This window comes from Paenibacillus terrae (assembly GCF_005217525.1).
GTDB classification, from domain to species: Bacteria; Bacillota; Bacilli; order Paenibacillales; family Paenibacillaceae; genus Paenibacillus; species Paenibacillus terrae_C.
Map to the genome: position 1 here is coordinate 432074 of NZ_PNXQ01000005.1, position 15521 is coordinate 447594.

11 protein-coding genes and 1 pseudogene are annotated in these 15521 nt (G+C 47.5%); 6 read left to right on the plus strand and 6 right to left on the minus strand.

All coding sequences use genetic code 11. From position 1 onward, the window contains the following. Positions 1-1798, plus strand: a 1798-nt coding sequence (locus C1I60_RS25230) for an alpha-amylase family glycosyl hydrolase (RefSeq protein WP_252361573.1), incomplete at its 5' end; no start/stop codon positions are given. A 168-nt stretch (positions 1799-1966) separates the two neighbouring features. Here the strand turns inward: C1I60_RS25230 and C1I60_RS25235 are convergent. The 4 genes from C1I60_RS25235 to C1I60_RS05190 form a co-directional block, all read right to left on the minus strand. Next, positions 1967-2080: a putative holin-like toxin gene (locus C1I60_RS25235; RefSeq protein WP_252361574.1), complete on the minus strand. Its 114-nt coding sequence runs from the start codon at positions 2078-2080 to the stop codon at positions 1967-1969. Positions 2081-2620: 540 nt separating this feature from the next. Further along, on the minus strand, positions 2621-3925 hold the full coding sequence (locus C1I60_RS05180; protein WP_137060778.1) for an ABC transporter substrate-binding protein: 1305 nt from the start codon (positions 3923-3925) through the stop codon (positions 2621-2623). Positions 3926-4031: 106 nt separating this feature from the next. Further along, a complete protein-coding gene (locus C1I60_RS05185) occupies positions 4032-5693 on the minus strand; it encodes a response regulator transcription factor (protein ID WP_137060779.1) in 1662 nt (553 codons plus the stop codon). Continuing rightward, the gene (locus tag C1I60_RS05190) at positions 5686-7479 is read right to left on the minus strand and encodes a sensor histidine kinase (RefSeq protein ID WP_137061007.1); all 1794 of its coding nucleotides are present in this window, start codon (positions 7477-7479) and stop codon (positions 5686-5688) included. The genes C1I60_RS05185 and C1I60_RS05190 overlap by 8 nt, the downstream gene beginning before the upstream one ends. Positions 7480-7669: 190 nt before the next feature. Here C1I60_RS05190 and C1I60_RS05195 point away from each other — a divergent pair, with 190 nt between their 5' ends. Together C1I60_RS05195 and C1I60_RS05200 are read left to right on the plus strand one after the other, a co-directional pair. Next, positions 7670-8566 (plus strand): carbohydrate ABC transporter permease, encoded by an 897-nt coding sequence (locus C1I60_RS05195; protein ID WP_137060780.1) that lies wholly within the window; start codon positions 7670-7672, stop codon positions 8564-8566. Continuing rightward, positions 8566-9396, plus strand: coding sequence for a carbohydrate ABC transporter permease (locus C1I60_RS05200; RefSeq protein ID WP_137060781.1), 831 nt, complete (start codon positions 8566-8568; stop codon positions 9394-9396). The genes C1I60_RS05195 and C1I60_RS05200 overlap by 1 nt, the downstream gene beginning before the upstream one ends. Before the next feature lie 137 nt (positions 9397-9533). On the opposite strand, the gene C1I60_RS05205 is transcribed toward C1I60_RS05200, so the two are convergent. Together C1I60_RS05205 and C1I60_RS05210 are read right to left on the minus strand one after the other, a co-directional pair. After that, positions 9534-11348 (minus strand): methyl-accepting chemotaxis protein, encoded by a 1815-nt coding sequence (locus tag C1I60_RS05205; protein WP_137060782.1) that lies wholly within the window; start codon positions 11346-11348, stop codon positions 9534-9536. A gap of 327 nt (positions 11349-11675) precedes the next feature. After that, positions 11676-11915, minus strand: a complete 240-nt coding sequence (locus C1I60_RS05210) for a S26 family signal peptidase (protein WP_170970744.1) — start codon at positions 11913-11915, stop codon at positions 11676-11678. 329 nt (positions 11916-12244) lie between these two features. Here C1I60_RS05210 and C1I60_RS05215 point away from each other — a divergent pair, with 329 nt between their 5' ends. The 3 genes and pseudogenes from C1I60_RS05215 to C1I60_RS25240 form a co-directional block, all read left to right on the plus strand. Further along, on the plus strand, positions 12245-13594 hold the full coding sequence (locus C1I60_RS05215; RefSeq protein ID WP_137060783.1) for a right-handed parallel beta-helix repeat-containing protein: 1350 nt from the start codon (positions 12245-12247) through the stop codon (positions 13592-13594). A gap of 111 nt (positions 13595-13705) precedes the next feature. Beyond that, positions 13706-15238, plus strand: a complete 1533-nt coding sequence (locus tag C1I60_RS05220; protein ID WP_137060784.1) for an MFS transporter — start codon at positions 13706-13708, stop codon at positions 15236-15238. Positions 15239-15288: 50 nt separating this feature from the next. Continuing rightward, positions 15289-15521 (plus strand): annotated as a pseudogene (locus C1I60_RS25240) (glycoside hydrolase family 88 protein); the annotation flags it as partial.

Below are 15521 nucleotides of genomic sequence, written 5' to 3' on the forward strand. Positions count from 1 at the left end.
AGGCGACAGCGGCAAAGCAGGAGCCGTCACATCAGGTGCTCCATCCGGTACCAATCCCGGAGAAGGCGGCGGTACAACCAACAAGGTAACCGTATACTACAAAAAAGGCTTCAATTCACCTTACATTCACTACCGCCCGGCTGGCGGAAGCTGGACGGCTGCACCTGGAGTGAAAATGCAGGATGCCGAAATTAGCGGCTATGCTAAAATAACCGTCGATATCGGCTCTGCCTCCCAATTAGAGGCTGCCTTTAATGATGGCAATAACAACTGGGATAGCAACAACACCAAAAACTACCTTTTCAGCACGGGGACTTCTACCTACACTCCTGGCTCTAACGGAGCCGCAGGAACTGTCCAAACGGGGTCGCCTTCGGGCGGCTCCACTCCCACCGAACCGAGTAATCCCTCCAATCCATCTCCCCTTGGTACAGACTGGAGCAAGCAGAGCATTTATTTTATTATGACAGACCGATTCAGCAACGGGGATACATCGAACGATAATTACGGTGGCTTCAATTCCAACAACAGCGACCAGCGCAAATGGCATGGCGGCGATTTTCAAGGCATTATCAACCAGCTCGACTACATCAAGAATATGGGTTTTACCGCCATCTGGATTACTCCGGTAACGATGCAAAAGAGCGAATTCGCTTACCACGGCTATCATACGTATGATTTTTATGCGGTAGATGGACATCTTGGTACAATGGACAAGTTCAAGGAGCTGGTCCGTAAGGCGCATGACAAAAATATCGCTGTGATGCTGGACGTAGTCCCCAATCACACGGGCGATTTTCAACCAGGGAACGGCTTCGCCAAGGCTCCTTTTGACAAAGCAGACTGGTATCATCACAACGGCGACATCACAGGGGCAGACTACAGCCCCAACAACCAATGGAAAATCGAAAACGGTGACGTGGCCGGATTGGATGACCTGAATCAGGACAACCCCGCAACAGCGAACGAGCTTAAAAACTGGATCAATTGGCTGTTGAACGAGTCAGGGGTCGATGGACTGCGGGTGGACACGGCCAAGCATGTACCTAAAGGCTTCCTGAAGGATTTTGACCAAGCAGCCAATACCTTCACCATCGGTGAGATATTTAGTGGCGATCCCGCTTATGTGGGCGACTACACCCGATATCTCGATGCCGCACTGGATTTTCCAATGTATTATACGATCAAGGATGTGTTTGGACGTGATCAATCCATGACCAAAATCAAGGAACGTTACTCGGATGATCGTTACTATCGCGATGCCCAGACCAACGGCGTATTTATCGACAATCATGATGTGAAACGTTTCCTCAACGAGGCCTCCGGCAAGCCTGGTGCCAGCTCTGACAAATGGCCGCAGCTCAAGGCCGCCCTGGGCTTTACTTTGACATCGCGCGGGATTCCAATTATCTATCAAGGCACCGAGCAAGGCTTTAGTGGGGGAGATGATCCTGCCAACCGGGAAAACGTCGTTTTCAACGCCAATCATGAGCTGTATCAGTACATTGCCAAACTAAATCGTGTGCGCAACAGCCACCCTGCCCTGCAAAACGGCAGCCAAAAGGAAAAATGGGCAGACGACTCCTTTTACAGCTTCCAGCGCTCTAAAAACGGCGACGAGGCCATTGTACTCATCAACAACTCGTGGAACAGCCAAACCCGCACCATTGGCAACTTTGACAATCTGTCCAACGGCACCCGTCTAACCAACCAGTTAAGCAACGACTCCATTCAGATCAACAACGGTTCAATCACCGTGACCCTCGCTCCAAAGGAAGTTAAAGTTTTCACCAAATGAGTTACATCGATGATTCAATTGTGCTAAAATAAATGATAGAAGGATATACTAAAAAAGAGCAAGGATGCTGGTAACATCCCTACTCTTGGCAACAGCCGCTTTGAAGAGCGGTCGGCTGTTCAAAGGCGATCTACAGAAATAGACCGTTTTCCCATTGAGCAGGGCGGTCTATTTCTTTTTGTTTTGGTTCAACGCAATAACAATCGTAACGATTAATCCGATCAACGCTACTAATAGCGTGCCGAACATCATCATTAATGTCTGAGCATCTTTAACCTCCACAGGCGTCACCTCCCTTCCGGGAGACTTAGCCGACCGCCCACCTAAGCCATTCTGTTGTTAATAGAAGTATAGCACGTAAAAACGTCCTTCAGCGACTGTATTTTACAGTTTGACTCAAGTAACCTCATATGATCATCCATCATCTTTTTCTTCATACATACTCTACTTCTTCTTTAATGGATAACCTATAAAACAAAACAGGCACCTGCAACGAAGCGTACACTTCGTTGCAGGTGCCCTGTTTATATATAAACAACGTGGGGATACTTAGGCCTCAGTAGCCACGTTGATATTGTTCGGGTATGGAAGAACGGAATAAAGAGATTCCCCAGCCGAGGTATCTCCGTATTTTTTCGTTATGCAGCCAATATATATGTTGTATGTCGTAGATATATTGTACACAATCTATTATCTACAACTTAATAACTTTTTGCAAGTATATATTTAAATAATATTAGATATTTTTTTGTTCAGATAAGTTAAACTCAAAAATTATACAAAAAAAGACGCCCTTACGGACGTCTTAGCGCGAAACCAGTTTTATTGTGCCGAGCCTAATTGCACCCACGCTTTTTCGATCTCTGCAACCGCCTGATCCTTGTTCATGTTGCCGCTGATATAAGCCTGCATCAGCTCACCAAATTTTTGGTGGAACGTATCCAGCGAATAGTTAACAGACAGATCACCGGACTTCGACGTTTTCAAAATGCTTTCCATTTCCTTAGGCATTTCCAGATCAGGAAGAGGCGCATCCTTGATTGGAGGAATGACCTTGGCTACCTGGGAGAACCAGTTCTTGCCGTATTCCGAAGTGTACAGCCAGTTGAAAAATTCAATCGTTTCCTTGGCTACTTCGGAATCCTTGTTAATACGCAGCGCCTGATCAGCCCCGGTAATGATGACCGATTGATCCGCCTTGTCACTTACCGGATAGCCCATGATGCCAATCTTGAGGTCAGGATTAATCTTCTTGATCGCTTCCTCATCCCATGCGCCTTTCCCCGTCATAAACGCAGCTTTACCCGATGCAAAATCGCTCACTTCCGCATTGCTGTCGCGTTCCAGCGGCTTATCCGTGCCATGCTTCACCGTCAGATCAATAAAGCTAAAGAAGTTGTTGTACAGCACCGGATAGTCCTTGATTTTCGCTTTGCCTGCAATAAAATCGTTGACGAGCTGCTTCGGCTCTACACCTGCATCCTGTGCAGCAGCATCCACATAATGCTGGAAGATGTGCTTCCATACCCACCACTCTTTATATGCATTCGCAAATGGAGTGATGCCCTTCGCCTCAAGCTTGGTGACTGCGTCCTGCATCTCCGCAATCGTCTTCGGCGGGGAGGTTATTCCGGCCTTGGCAAGCAAATCCTTGTTATAAATCAGCGCAAACAAATTCCCCTTCACCGGGAAGCCCAACACTTTACCGTCACTGGAGCTCATATTCGCTCGAACGGCATCCGTCATGGCTGCTGCCAGCGGCTCATTCGTCAGATCGGCACTATAATCTGCATACGTGTCGATGTCGCCTCCTGCCGTGGTCTGGAATACATCCGGTGTGCTGCCTGAGGCAATTTTGGATTTGAGAATCGTGTTATAATCCGCCTGCATGATTTCCAGATTGATCTTCACATTCGGCTTGACCTTCTTATACTCCTCGATATACGCGTTAAAAGCATCCGTATACTCTGGCGAGGCAGTGAACATATTTATTGTAACCGGTTTCAATTCTTCGTTGCCGCCAGCATTTCCTTTAGCCGAATTTGAATCGCCGCTGCTTCCGCATCCACTCAACAAGCCGACCGTCAATAGCAAACTGCCGGATAACGCCATCATCTTCTTTAACATGGATACTCCCCCATCTATTTGTGATCAACGTCCATGCGCTCATTCTAAAAAATATAGTCCAATTTAAAAAGGCAGATTAGTGAAGCGTTAAGGGTAAAAAAGTGGTTTATTGCAGGCTCACACGATACTCAGAGGGTGACACCTGATAATAATTACGAAAAGCCTTACTAAAATAATTCTTGTCCTTATAGCCAAGCATATCGGAAATCTCCTGAATTTTTAGACTGGAGTCGCCTAGCAGTTCCTTGGCCTTATCCATTCTGACCTTCTGCACATATTCGTGAATCCCGTAACCAAACTGCTGCTTGAACAGCTTCATCAAATATTCCCGACTTAAAAAATACGTTTCGGCAAAAAATGAAATTTTGATATCTTCAAAGTAATAACGGTCAATATGCCGCTTGACCTCCGTAATATCAAAGGGCTGGCTCCCCCCCTGAGCATGCTGAACCCCGGCAATGTAAAGCTCCAACATACGGTTCAGCCGCTGTCCGTACTGGGCAAAATCCGTAAAGTCCGCAGCAATATCGCCCTCAGCCACGCTTTTTCTCTGTTCCCCCGAAGCCCCCTCCGGCTCAGACACAGATGCAGATACAGATAGGAAAGCACCCGGCTCCGTAGCCGCTTCTCTCAGTAAAAAATGAAGCTCGCCCATCATCCGATCTGCATCCTGCAAACGAAAAGCAGAGCCGGATGCCAACTGCTTCAGCAGATCGTTTAGCAACACCTTTGCCCGATTCGCCTGACCTGTCTGGGCATCCTTCTGGATCAACAGCAGCCGATCCGTCCACGGCACTTCTTCTGACATCGCTCCCTGCCGGGGCGCGGTATGAATGACCGATGTCCCTGTCAGCTTCAATACATCCGTATTATGAATAAACGCCTTCGCATCCGTATAGGTAGACGCCAGTTCCAGTATATCCATACAAGGCTTACCCACCCCGGCGACCACCACCACGCCGAACAATCCGTGCAGATTCGCCGCCGCCTTCTGCGCTACTTGTGCCAGCAGAAGGGGCATATGTTCCTCTTGCCCTGGACACAATGTGCAAATGGAAACGACCTCGCGCTCCCGTCTTGGATGAGGAAAGCTAAAGCAGCTCAGTCGCTCATCCGAAGTCTGAGCCATGACATTCGTCACGGCAAAATCCATCAGATCGGTCTCCCCATGAAAACGTATCATGCGGACCTCATCCCTGTTCAGCAACCGAAGCACAATCACCCCAAAGCGGTTCCCCGGTTGATCTGCACCGATCATGGGGAGTAACGCCGCATTTGCCTGTCTTTTAAAGCTACCGTCCAGAATGGACAAATATAGCTTCTCCTTGAGCTTCGGCAGCGACATATTCAGTGTAATGTTCTGGCTAATGAATTTGCTTTCGCTTTGCTTGCGGCTTTCCAATATATCTACCGCCTTGCGTAGTGCCTGATTCAATTCCTGCCGATTGATCGGCTTGAGCAAATAATCCACCACCCTGGATTGAATTGCTTGCCGTGTAAATTCAAAATCGTCATAGCCACTAATGACGATCGTCAGCAGATTAGGATATGCCTTCTCGATGGCACGAAGAAATTCGCTACCGTTCAGCTCCGGCATTTTCATATCCACCATGACCACATCTATAGGGTGCTGCTCCAGCAGCTCCAGTCCAAGTCTGCCATTCGTCGCCTCAAGCACCTGCCCGATGCCGAGGTTGTTCCAGTCTCCGACGATACGAATGGCTTCGCGCAGCGGCTCCTCATCATCAATAATCAATACATTATACATGACTACTTCCTCCCTGGGGAATGCGCATTTTGATTTCTGTTCCCGTTTCATCCGCATGTATGGATAGTCCTGCCTGATCTCCATACAGGAGCTTCAATCGTGCATTCAGATTTTTTAAGCCGATGTGCTCACTCTCCCGTTCCTCCCACTTTTCTTCGAACGAATCCAGCACCTGTCTCAGCTTATCCTCCAAGATTCCCGGGCCGTTGTCCCGGACTGTAATCGTGGCATCTGTAGAGCTGGATTCGGCTGAAATGACAATCAGAATATCGCTTGATACCTTTTCCAGCGCATGCTTGATCGAATTCTCCACCAACGTTTGTACGGACAGCCTCGGGATGAGCAGCTCCATCAGCGTGTCCTCCCACTCCAGCTCGATTCGCAGTCTCGTCCCGAATCTTGCTTTTTGCAATCCCATATACCGTTCAATATGCTGGAGTTCTTCGCGGGCAGCCACGATATCCTTGCCGTTGATGGAATACCGCAGGGTTTGGGCCAACGCATCGACCATATCCGCCATATCGAACATCTCACGCTTTAATGCCTGTGTGGATATGGCTTGCAGCGCATTGTACAGAAAATGGGGGTTAATTTCAGCCTCCAGCGCCTTGAGTATGGCGTTTTTCTCGACCAGCTTCATTCGATAGCGCTCATTAATTAATTCATCGGTTCTTTGGACCATTTCGTTAAAATGCAGCGACAAATACGCAATCTCGTCATGACCCTTCACAGGAGCCGTTGCCCTGAAATCCCCGGTACTAAACCGCTTCATCTGGGTGGACAGCTTGTGTAAGGGACTGGTAATAGCATTGGAGGTCAGCGTTACCAAAATAATAGATACTCCTAAAAACAAAATCCCGATCACATAGCTCCAATTCCGGGTCGTTGTAGCCGCTTCGTAAATTTGACGGTATGGAATCGGCTTGACAAGCCGCCAGCCCTCTTTTTTCCCGACATCATATACGACCAGATACTCCTGACTGCCACTACTGTCCGACCATGTTACTCGTCCGCTCCCTCCCTGTCCAATCTGTGCCAGCACCCCCGAGTCCCGCATCCGCTCGTATAACGGAAGGCTGTCCACGTAAAAGGGAATACGTTCAGGACTTAGCAGCATGAGATGGTCCCCTTTGCCGAGCGGAATGTTCTTCATGATATCGTCCACAGCGCTCGTATTGTAATAAAAGGACAACACCGCCTGCGGGTGACGAGATGCAATTGACCTCAGCACCCGATGGTACGCCATAAAGCTGGCCTGTGGCGCCACATACCCCATATCCGAACGGGAACCCGCAAAGGATTGGAACGATTCATTGGTTGTGCTCGCCATTGCCTCCTTATACCAGGCCAGCTTGGGTATATCCGTGTTCATCCCTTGACGCACCGTAATATTGTACGTCTCCCGAGTCACCACATAATATTGATGACGATCTGCCACGTACAGATAGATCGCTTCCAGATCATTACGGGAATAAAACATGCTGCGCAAGTAATTTTCAATGACCATTCGAGAGGCATAGTCCCGATTCTCATTCGCAATCGCGTTCATAATATCGTTATACCGAAGCTGCGGCAGGGCCAACTGCTGCATCCCCTCCAGATAATCCTCCAGGTTCTGATTGACCAGCAGCAGATTATTCGTTGTGCTGGCAATGCTATGATTCACCGACTCTCTTTCAATCATCTGATAGGAGATAATCGTCAGCGAGCCTACCACCAGAATGATCACCGAGGTAAAAAGCAAAATAAGCTTGTTCACCAATTTTTGCGTTATTCGTCTCCACATGGATCTGAAAACTGTACCTGCTCGTTCTGGTATCACGATAAAATCGCCCCTTTTGTAAGCGTACACATTTTTACCCTCAACTGTTTTCTTAAATCCATTGGTCCGGCCCTAGGGGCTATCCTATACTTTCATTATATCTCAAACGGCTTGGAGCGAAAGATCGGAAAATGTTGAGAAAAAGAGGTGCGTTATGCTGAAAAAAAGGGGAGCTTGGGGCGATAAGGGCAGTAAATTGGAGTTTGGCTTGTTCACACTGCCCGTAATTTTGTGCATTACGATTGCATTTTATATTCCGTTTTTGATGACGATACGCTATTCCCTGACCAAGTGGAATGGAATATCCAAGCATCCGAAATTTGTAGGTCTGGATAACTTCAAACAAATCCTGCTCGGAGACGCCAACTTTGCACATGCAGCCTGGTTTACGGTCAAATATGCCATTCTGTACATTGTGCTGGTGAATGTGCTGGCCATCCTGCTGGCGCTTGTTCTCGACATGAAGCTGAAAAGCTCGGCGTGGCTGCGGGCTGCCTTCTTTATCCCTTATATCCTCAGTCTCGTGATTGTCGGATTTATCTGGAAGTTTATCTTTATGCAGGGCTTTGAGTCACTGGGAAACAGCACAGGCTGGGGCATCTTCCAGCTCAGTTGGCTGGGGCAGGAAGGACTTGCGTTTATTTCCATTTTGGCGGTATCTATCTGGCAATCCATTGGCTTTTATATGGTCATTTACATTGCAGGCTTGCAGTCCGTACCGGAGGATCTGAAGGAAGCCGCTATTGTGGACGGAGCGGGGCCGATTCGGAGATTTTTCAGTATTACGCTGCCACTGCTGGCCCCTTCCATCACGATCTCGGTTTTCATGGCTCTGACCAACTCGATCAAGGTGTTCGACGTCATTCTATCCCTGACTGGCGGTGGACCGGGAGGTACAACATACAGTATTGCGTATGATATTTATCGGGATACGTTCCAGAACAATCTGTACGGCTACGGAACAGCCAAAGCGTTGCTGTTATTCGTCGCAGTGCTGATCATTACGATCATCCAATTGTCTATTTTCAAACGCAGGGAGGTTGAAGCCTGATGCAACGCAGCCGTATGGGACGTATTTTGCTGGAAGCGGGCATGATTGTATTATCGCTGTTATTTTTGTATCCGCTGTTTCTCGCCATTAACAATTCGTTCAAAAGCTTCGCTGAGGTCATGACCGACGTCATTGCGCTGCCCAAGCAGCTTTCGCTGGATAACTACGTATATGTATGGAAATTCATTAACTATCCACGCTTATTTCTGAATAACACGATCATTACTGTAGTCGGGCTGGCAGGTATCGTACTGGTATCCTCTATTGCCGCCTATAAGCTGGCACGGACGAAGAGCAAATGGAGTTCCGCCATCTACATGCTGTGCATTATGCCAATGTTAATCCCGTTTCAGTCCATTATGCTGACTGTCTTGCGACTCGCGAAAGACCTGCATCTGGCGGACAGTACCTGGGGACTTGGCCTGCTGTATTGGGGCTTCGGTGCACCGCTGGCGGTGTTTATCTATCACGGGTTTGTCAAAGGGATTCCCAACGAGATTGACGAAAGTGCCAAGATCGACGGAGCCTCAGGCTTCCGGCTTTTCTTTTCGGTCATTTTTCCCTTGCTGAAATCCGTCACCGCCACCATTGTGATCATCGACGTGATGTGGATTTGGAACGATTTTCTGCTGCCCCTGCTCATGGTTAACGGCTCACCCAGCACCAAAACGCTTACGCTGGCGGCCTATACCTTTGTCGGACAGTATACGTCAGACTGGCAGTATGCCATGACAGCCATGGTGATGGCTGTGTTGCCTTCCATCGTCGTATTTATTTTCCTGCAAAAATACATCGTCAAAGGTGTGGTCGCGGGAGCGGTCAAAGGCTAAGTTCAAAATGGTGATTCCATGGGTATATAAGAATACGAAGCCAGAAAGTAAAAAAAGAGGACTTGCGTGTTGTTTGCGCAAGTCCTCTTGGTTGTAGCCTGGATGCTAGACAGACTCTGTTATCTAATACTTCCCGCTCAGGAAGCAGGATGAATCGGTGTATCTGAAATTGAAATTCTTTCCATAGATGTACGTCTGGTAGACGTGCCGCGTCCTCCATTCGTATCCTTTGGATGAGTCGAAGCCTTATTCTCGTCTGCATCGTCTGTAATGCGAAAATGCTGTATTTCTGACAGTAGCTCAGCAGCCATATGACGCAGAGAATCGGCAGAATCCACAATAACCTCCATAGAAGCGAGTTGCTCCTCGCATACAGCCGCAGCCGACTCCGATTCCTCTGCAATCTCACGAGATAAGCCTACCAGCTTTTGCTCCGAATCCAGCAGTTGCTCGGTAATGGCAGACAATTCTTCGGTCGCAGCGGATACGTCCTGCGTGTGCTCGGCTACCGTTTGTACCGCTTCATGCACTTTGCTAAACGTCTGTCCGGTGCGGTAAATCAGATCCGTTCCGGCCTCAACCTCGCTGGAGCCTCTCTGGATCGAGTCCACGGCCTGGTTCACTGTATCCGCCATGGCATCCATAAAGACAGCAATCTGTTGAGAAGCTTGGCCCGTCTGTTCCGCAAGCTTCTTCACTTCACCCGCCACGACAGCAAAGCCCTTACCCGATTCCCCGGCTCTGGCCGCTTCAATGGAGGCGTTCAACGACAGCAAATTAGTTTGCTTGGCGATATCCCGAATAAATTGCGTTACATTCTGAATTTGCTTCGATTGCTCGCCCAATTCCTGAATGACCTTGACCGAGTCCTTCATCGTATCCTGAATATGGCGCATTTGGACAACCGTCTCCTCCAGGTCTACATTGCCGCGCTCTGTCTCGTGAATCGCTCGCTCGGATAGCTCTGCGGTAATGAATGCAGATTGGGCAATCTTTTGAACACCTTCTGCACTTTCCTTGACCGCCTGCTGGTTTTCACGGTTTCGCTCGACCTGGCTGCCCGCCGAATCATAGATTCCTTGTACCGTCTCCGCCATCTGCCGCGCGCCTTCCGCCACCTGTCCAGAGCCGCTGGACAGCTCACCCGAAGCAAGCATGACCCCTTGCGCATTCTGATAAATCACTTGCATCAGCGAACGAAGCTGGCGTTTCATATCGTTAAAGCTCTGCGCCATTTCACCAATCTCATCTTTCTGACGAATTTGGATATCCTCCTGTGTCAGATCCCCTTCTGAAATACGCCGAGCGGCTTGAGCTACCTGCACCACCGGACGGGCAATCATACGGGTGATTGCATATGCCAATACGATCCCGATCACCAGTGCGAGCGCCATCGCAATGATAATCATCGTCTGTACATTTTGGAGCTTTTCATCCTGTTCGACTTGGGATTGATTCAGAAGTTCCATCTGATATTGCTCCATCGCCTGTGACTGTTGTTCCAGTGCAAGCGCCATCGGCTTACATTTTTCCTCCACTAATCTCGTGTAGGTCACCACATCCCCCTGCTGCTTATATGAGGTAATTTCCTTCACGATATCTGCATATTCAGCCTCCATCTGCTGGAGCTGTGCTGCCATTTGTTTGGGCTTGTCCAGTACCAATGTTGATTGCAGCTTCTTCATGGTCGTTGCAAAGGTTTCACGCTCTTTCAGATAACTGTTCATTTCGTCCTGATCGCCAGTCACCAGATATCCGCGAAAATACTTGGTCTGACTCGCAGCGTCATACTCCAGCTCTTTAATCATTAAAATTTTAGCAACGCCATCATCAATCATGCTTTGATATGATTTATGTAAAGACGAAGTAGCATACTCACCAATAATACCCACAACCAATGTAAGCAATAATACGGCTGCAAAACTAATGGATAGTTTTTTACCAATCTTCATTCTAAAATATCTCCTTTGTATGGGACAATTTTCTTAGGTCTAATGGGTTATTATACGCCTATTTGTCATTTGAAACAGTTAAATATAATTCGTAAGTTTCAACTATTGAAATACAACTTTTCAGGTATAATACGCCACCCAATAACATATAGGTCACTTCCTTTGTTAAATTTTTCTCCCCTTTCCTTACAGTCTCCCTTGACATTTCCCTGCATTAATAATTTAGTAATTCTAACGTTCGTTATTATTACGATTAAAACCGACAGCTCCCTGAATGTATGACTCTTCCACTTTTTTACCGTTCACGTAAAGATTGTCGCCCTGGTATTAAATCGTGTCTCCCGCAACCCCAATGACAACCTTAATGAAGTCTCTTCCTTCTTTTCTCACACGGAATACAACAACCTCACTCGGCTTGGGATCACGAAAATCGTAAATCAGTTTGTTCACGAGAACAACACCTGCGATAATCGCTTTAAGCCAATCCACAATCTCATTCTTAACTTGTGGCCGCTTTCTCGAAACTTTCCGTGTAGTTGGACTCGTCAAATGATTCCCGTGATCCATACGTCAAACCCGCCTTTTCTCATAGATTCTATTCCTGATATGTGTATATTATATAAGTGCAATCAATTTTTCCCGGCTTGGCAAAACCTTGTTTTTAGTTGAAACAAAAGTGTGAACTTTTTTTCACAATCTCAAAATATCATCAAAAAACAGTTGATGCAAACGTTAACATATATTAAACTGAGCTTATACTTCTTAGAGCGTTTTGGACATATGCCAGTTAATCCGTCACCCAGGGAGGTGTCCCCGTTTCATATGAAAGACAGCATAAGTCGCTTTTATAGTGCTATCTTCTTTTAAAATAAAAGATGAAATAAGGAGGAATTTACATGTTTAAACGCAATGAACGTCCAAAAAATGGTTTTAACGCTCTAAGGCTCGGTATTTCTGTTGTTTTCGCTTCTTCTTTCCTTCTTGGAACCGCTTACGCAGATACGCCATCCAATGCCCCTTCTTCTTCCCTTTCAGAAGAGGCTGCCAGTGCAACGGATACATCTGCTATCTCCACCACGCTGGCGGCAGGCGACTTGTATGTAGCGCCAAATGGTAACGTGTCCAATCCAGGTACCATATCCAGTCCTACTACTCTTGAAGCCGCACTTACACAAATTGCTCCTGGTAAAACCATTTATCTGCGCGGAGGCAACTACGCCTATTCCTCTACGATTACCGTTCAGCGTGGAAATAATGGCAGCAACGGTTCCCTCAAAGGGTTGGTTGCTTACGGCAGTGAAAAGCCGGTACTTGATTTTTCGGGTCAAGCCTTTGGCTCCGCCAACCGTGGACTCCAGCTTTTCGGAGACTACTGGCTGGTAAAAGGTCTTGAAGTAAAGGGTGCTGGGGATAACGGTATCTATATCGGCGGCAGCAACAACCGGATTGAAAATGTGGAAACTCACCATAATCGGGATACCGGTCTTCAACTCGGACGCTACTCCACTACAGCAGCTAACAGTGAATGGCCTTCGAACAACCTTATCTTGAACTCCTACTCTCATGATAATGCTGATCCTGACAACGGTGAGGATGCTGACGGTTTTGCCGCCAAGCTGACCGTAGGACCAGGCAATGTATTCGATAACTGTGTGGCTGCGTACAACGTTGACGACGGTTGGGATTTGTTTACCAAAGCAGCAACTGGACCTATCGGAGAGGTAACGATCTTGAACAGTGTCGCCCACCACAACGGACAGACCTCTGATGGAACCTCCACCGCTAACAGTGACGGCAATGGCTTCAAGCTGGGCGGGGATAAAATCAAGGTCAACCATATCGTGAAAAACAGCATTGCCTTTCAGAATAAAAAGCACGGCTTTACCTACAACAGCAATCCCGGAACCATTACCCTGACCAATAATACTTCATGGAGTAATGGCGAGAGCAATTTTGCTTTTGACAAGGGTGACCACGTATTTATTAACAATCTTTCCTTTGAAGGAACAGCCAGTGACAAGACCAGTGGAACCGATCAAGACAATTCTAACGTCTGGTGGAAAAACAAAAAAAGCACCAATGCCAAAGGTCTTCTCGCCAGCGCCGCTGACTTTGTCAGTCTGGTTCCTTCCATTACAAGAAGCACAGACGGTTCCATCCAACTAGGTAACTTCCTCAAGCTGGCTTCAGGAAGCGATTTGATCGGCTCGGGTACTCCGAGCGGCAACAACATAGGGGCACGCTAAAAGCCCAACCCAATCAGGACGCCCTGGCCCATCTACCAACATAGACATACTGCATAATATAGCGACCGGTGATTGTCCTCATAACCAGACAAAATATGAGGTGAACAGATCATGGAACGAAAAATCACAATGAAACATACACTCGCCTATGGAAGCGGCAACATGCTGGGAAGCGGTGCACTTGCTATTAGTGGCGCATGGTTAATGTACTTTTATACAACCTTTTGCGGACTGTCTCCCGTTCAGGCCGCAGCCATTTTCTCCGTTGCCAGCATCATCGATGCCATCAGCAATCCGATCATGGGCTTTATTAGCGACAACTTTCATCGCACCCGCTTGGGCCGAAAATTCGGCAGACGCCGTTTTTTCATTATGATGGGGATTCCGCTGATGCTCGTGTATCCGTTGTTGTGGGTAGATGGGTTGGGTTTCTGGTATTACCTGAGTACCTACGTACTGTTTGAACTCGTGTATACCTCTGTCATGGTGCCATATGAAGCACTCGCCTCAGAGATGACCCGGGACTTCGGCGCGCGCTCCAGATTAACCGGATGGAAGGCCATGTTCGGTAAAATTGCCAATTTTGCCGCCGCTTTTATCCCTGGTCGCTTTATCGCCGAGTATGGCAAAGACTCTCCATTGCCCTTCTTTTATACCGGACTCGTGTTTGCAGGTATCTTGCTCATTGCGATGGCATTTTTGTACAAAAATTCTTGGGAACGCCCTACAGAGGAACTGCAAAAGGAACTGGAAGGTGAAGCTCCGCTTTCCTTTATAGATTCCATGAAAAAGCTGTTTATTGACATTTCCTCGACCTTCCGGGTAAAGACGTTCCGTCATCATCTGGGCATGTATCTGGGCGGATTTTCAGCCGAGTGGCTGTTCACTTCTGCCTTTACGTACTTTATTGTATTTTCCCTGTTCCAAAGCTCGGAGATGGTATCTAATCTGAATAGCTTTAACTCTGTCATTCAATTAATTTCCACCTATTTCTTCATCCAGTTCTGTGTACGCAAAGGGTTCCGTATGCCTTTTATCGCTGCACTCGTCGTCGTTTGCTTTAGCGTAGCCGGTTACGGCCTGCTCTATATCACGGGAGCCTCCAATACGATGGTATGGCTATATGTCATCACACTGTTTATGGGTCTTGGTACAGGCGGGGTCTACTATATTCCCTGGAATCAATATACGTTCCTTGCTGATGTAGATGAGGCATTGACTGGCCGTCGCCGGGAAGGTATTTATGCAGGTATGATGACTTTCGCAGGTAAAATGGTTCGAGCCGTCGTCGTCTTCATACTTGGCTGGGTGTTACAGCATTTCGGATTCGTATCCGGGGCTGATAGTCAGCCGATTGCCGCTCAGCATGCTATATTTTACGTGCTTGTCGTTGGAACCATCGCTTTGGCGATCATCGGTATGATTGCATCTGTCGTCATGAAGCTGGATATTGACAGTCACAAGAAGCTGATCACCGAAATTGATCGACTCAAAAATGGCGGCTCCATGAAATCAGCAAAACCGGAAGCTCGAAAGGTATTCGAGGAACTGACAGGTTTTAATTATGATCGGTGCTGGGGCAACAATAATGTAGGTTTCAAGAACAAACCTGCTGACCCTAAATCACATACGCCTTCCATGTAAGCACAAACAACGATTATGAATCAAATATTTTCCAAAGAGAGGACTGTATCATGGCAAATCCAACATCACAACCGACAACCAATCCTACAAAAACAGATTCTTGGGCTGTACGTATGAGCGATTCTGTTCTACAGCGGAGTCCGGAGTTTTACGAAAAATGGGAATATGACCACGGCGTCATTTACAAAGGCTTGGAAGCGGTCGGAGAACTGACAGGCGATCCCAAGTATATGAAATATGTAAAAAAACATATGGATCATTTTGTTGACGAAAATGGCGTGAT

Bases quoted from the DNA above. Each gene is read 5' to 3' on its own strand.
- C1I60_RS05180 (WP_137060778.1), bottom strand. From the start codon at position 3,925: ATGTTAAAGAAGATGATGGCGTTATCCGGCAGTTTGCTATTGACGGTC.
- C1I60_RS05185 (WP_137060779.1), bottom strand. From the start codon at position 5,693: ATGTATAATGTATTGATTATTGATGATGAGGAGCCGCTGCGCGAAGCC.
- C1I60_RS05190 (WP_137061007.1), bottom strand. From the start codon at position 7,479: ATGTGGAGACGAATAACGCAAAAATTGGTGAACAAGCTTATTTTGCTT.
- C1I60_RS05195 (WP_137060780.1), top strand. From the start codon at position 7,670: ATGCTGAAAAAAAGGGGAGCTTGGGGCGATAAGGGCAGTAAATTGGAG.
- C1I60_RS05200 (WP_137060781.1), top strand. From the start codon at position 8,566: ATGCAACGCAGCCGTATGGGACGTATTTTGCTGGAAGCGGGCATGATT.
- C1I60_RS05205 (WP_137060782.1), bottom strand. From the start codon at position 11,348: ATGAAGATTGGTAAAAAACTATCCATTAGTTTTGCAGCCGTATTATTG.
- C1I60_RS05210 (WP_170970744.1), bottom strand. From the start codon at position 11,915: ATGGATCACGGGAATCATTTGACGAGTCCAACTACACGGAAAGTTTCG.
- C1I60_RS05215 (WP_137060783.1), top strand. From the start codon at position 12,245: ATGTTTAAACGCAATGAACGTCCAAAAAATGGTTTTAACGCTCTAAGG.
- C1I60_RS05220 (WP_137060784.1), top strand. From the start codon at position 13,706: ATGGAACGAAAAATCACAATGAAACATACACTCGCCTATGGAAGCGGC.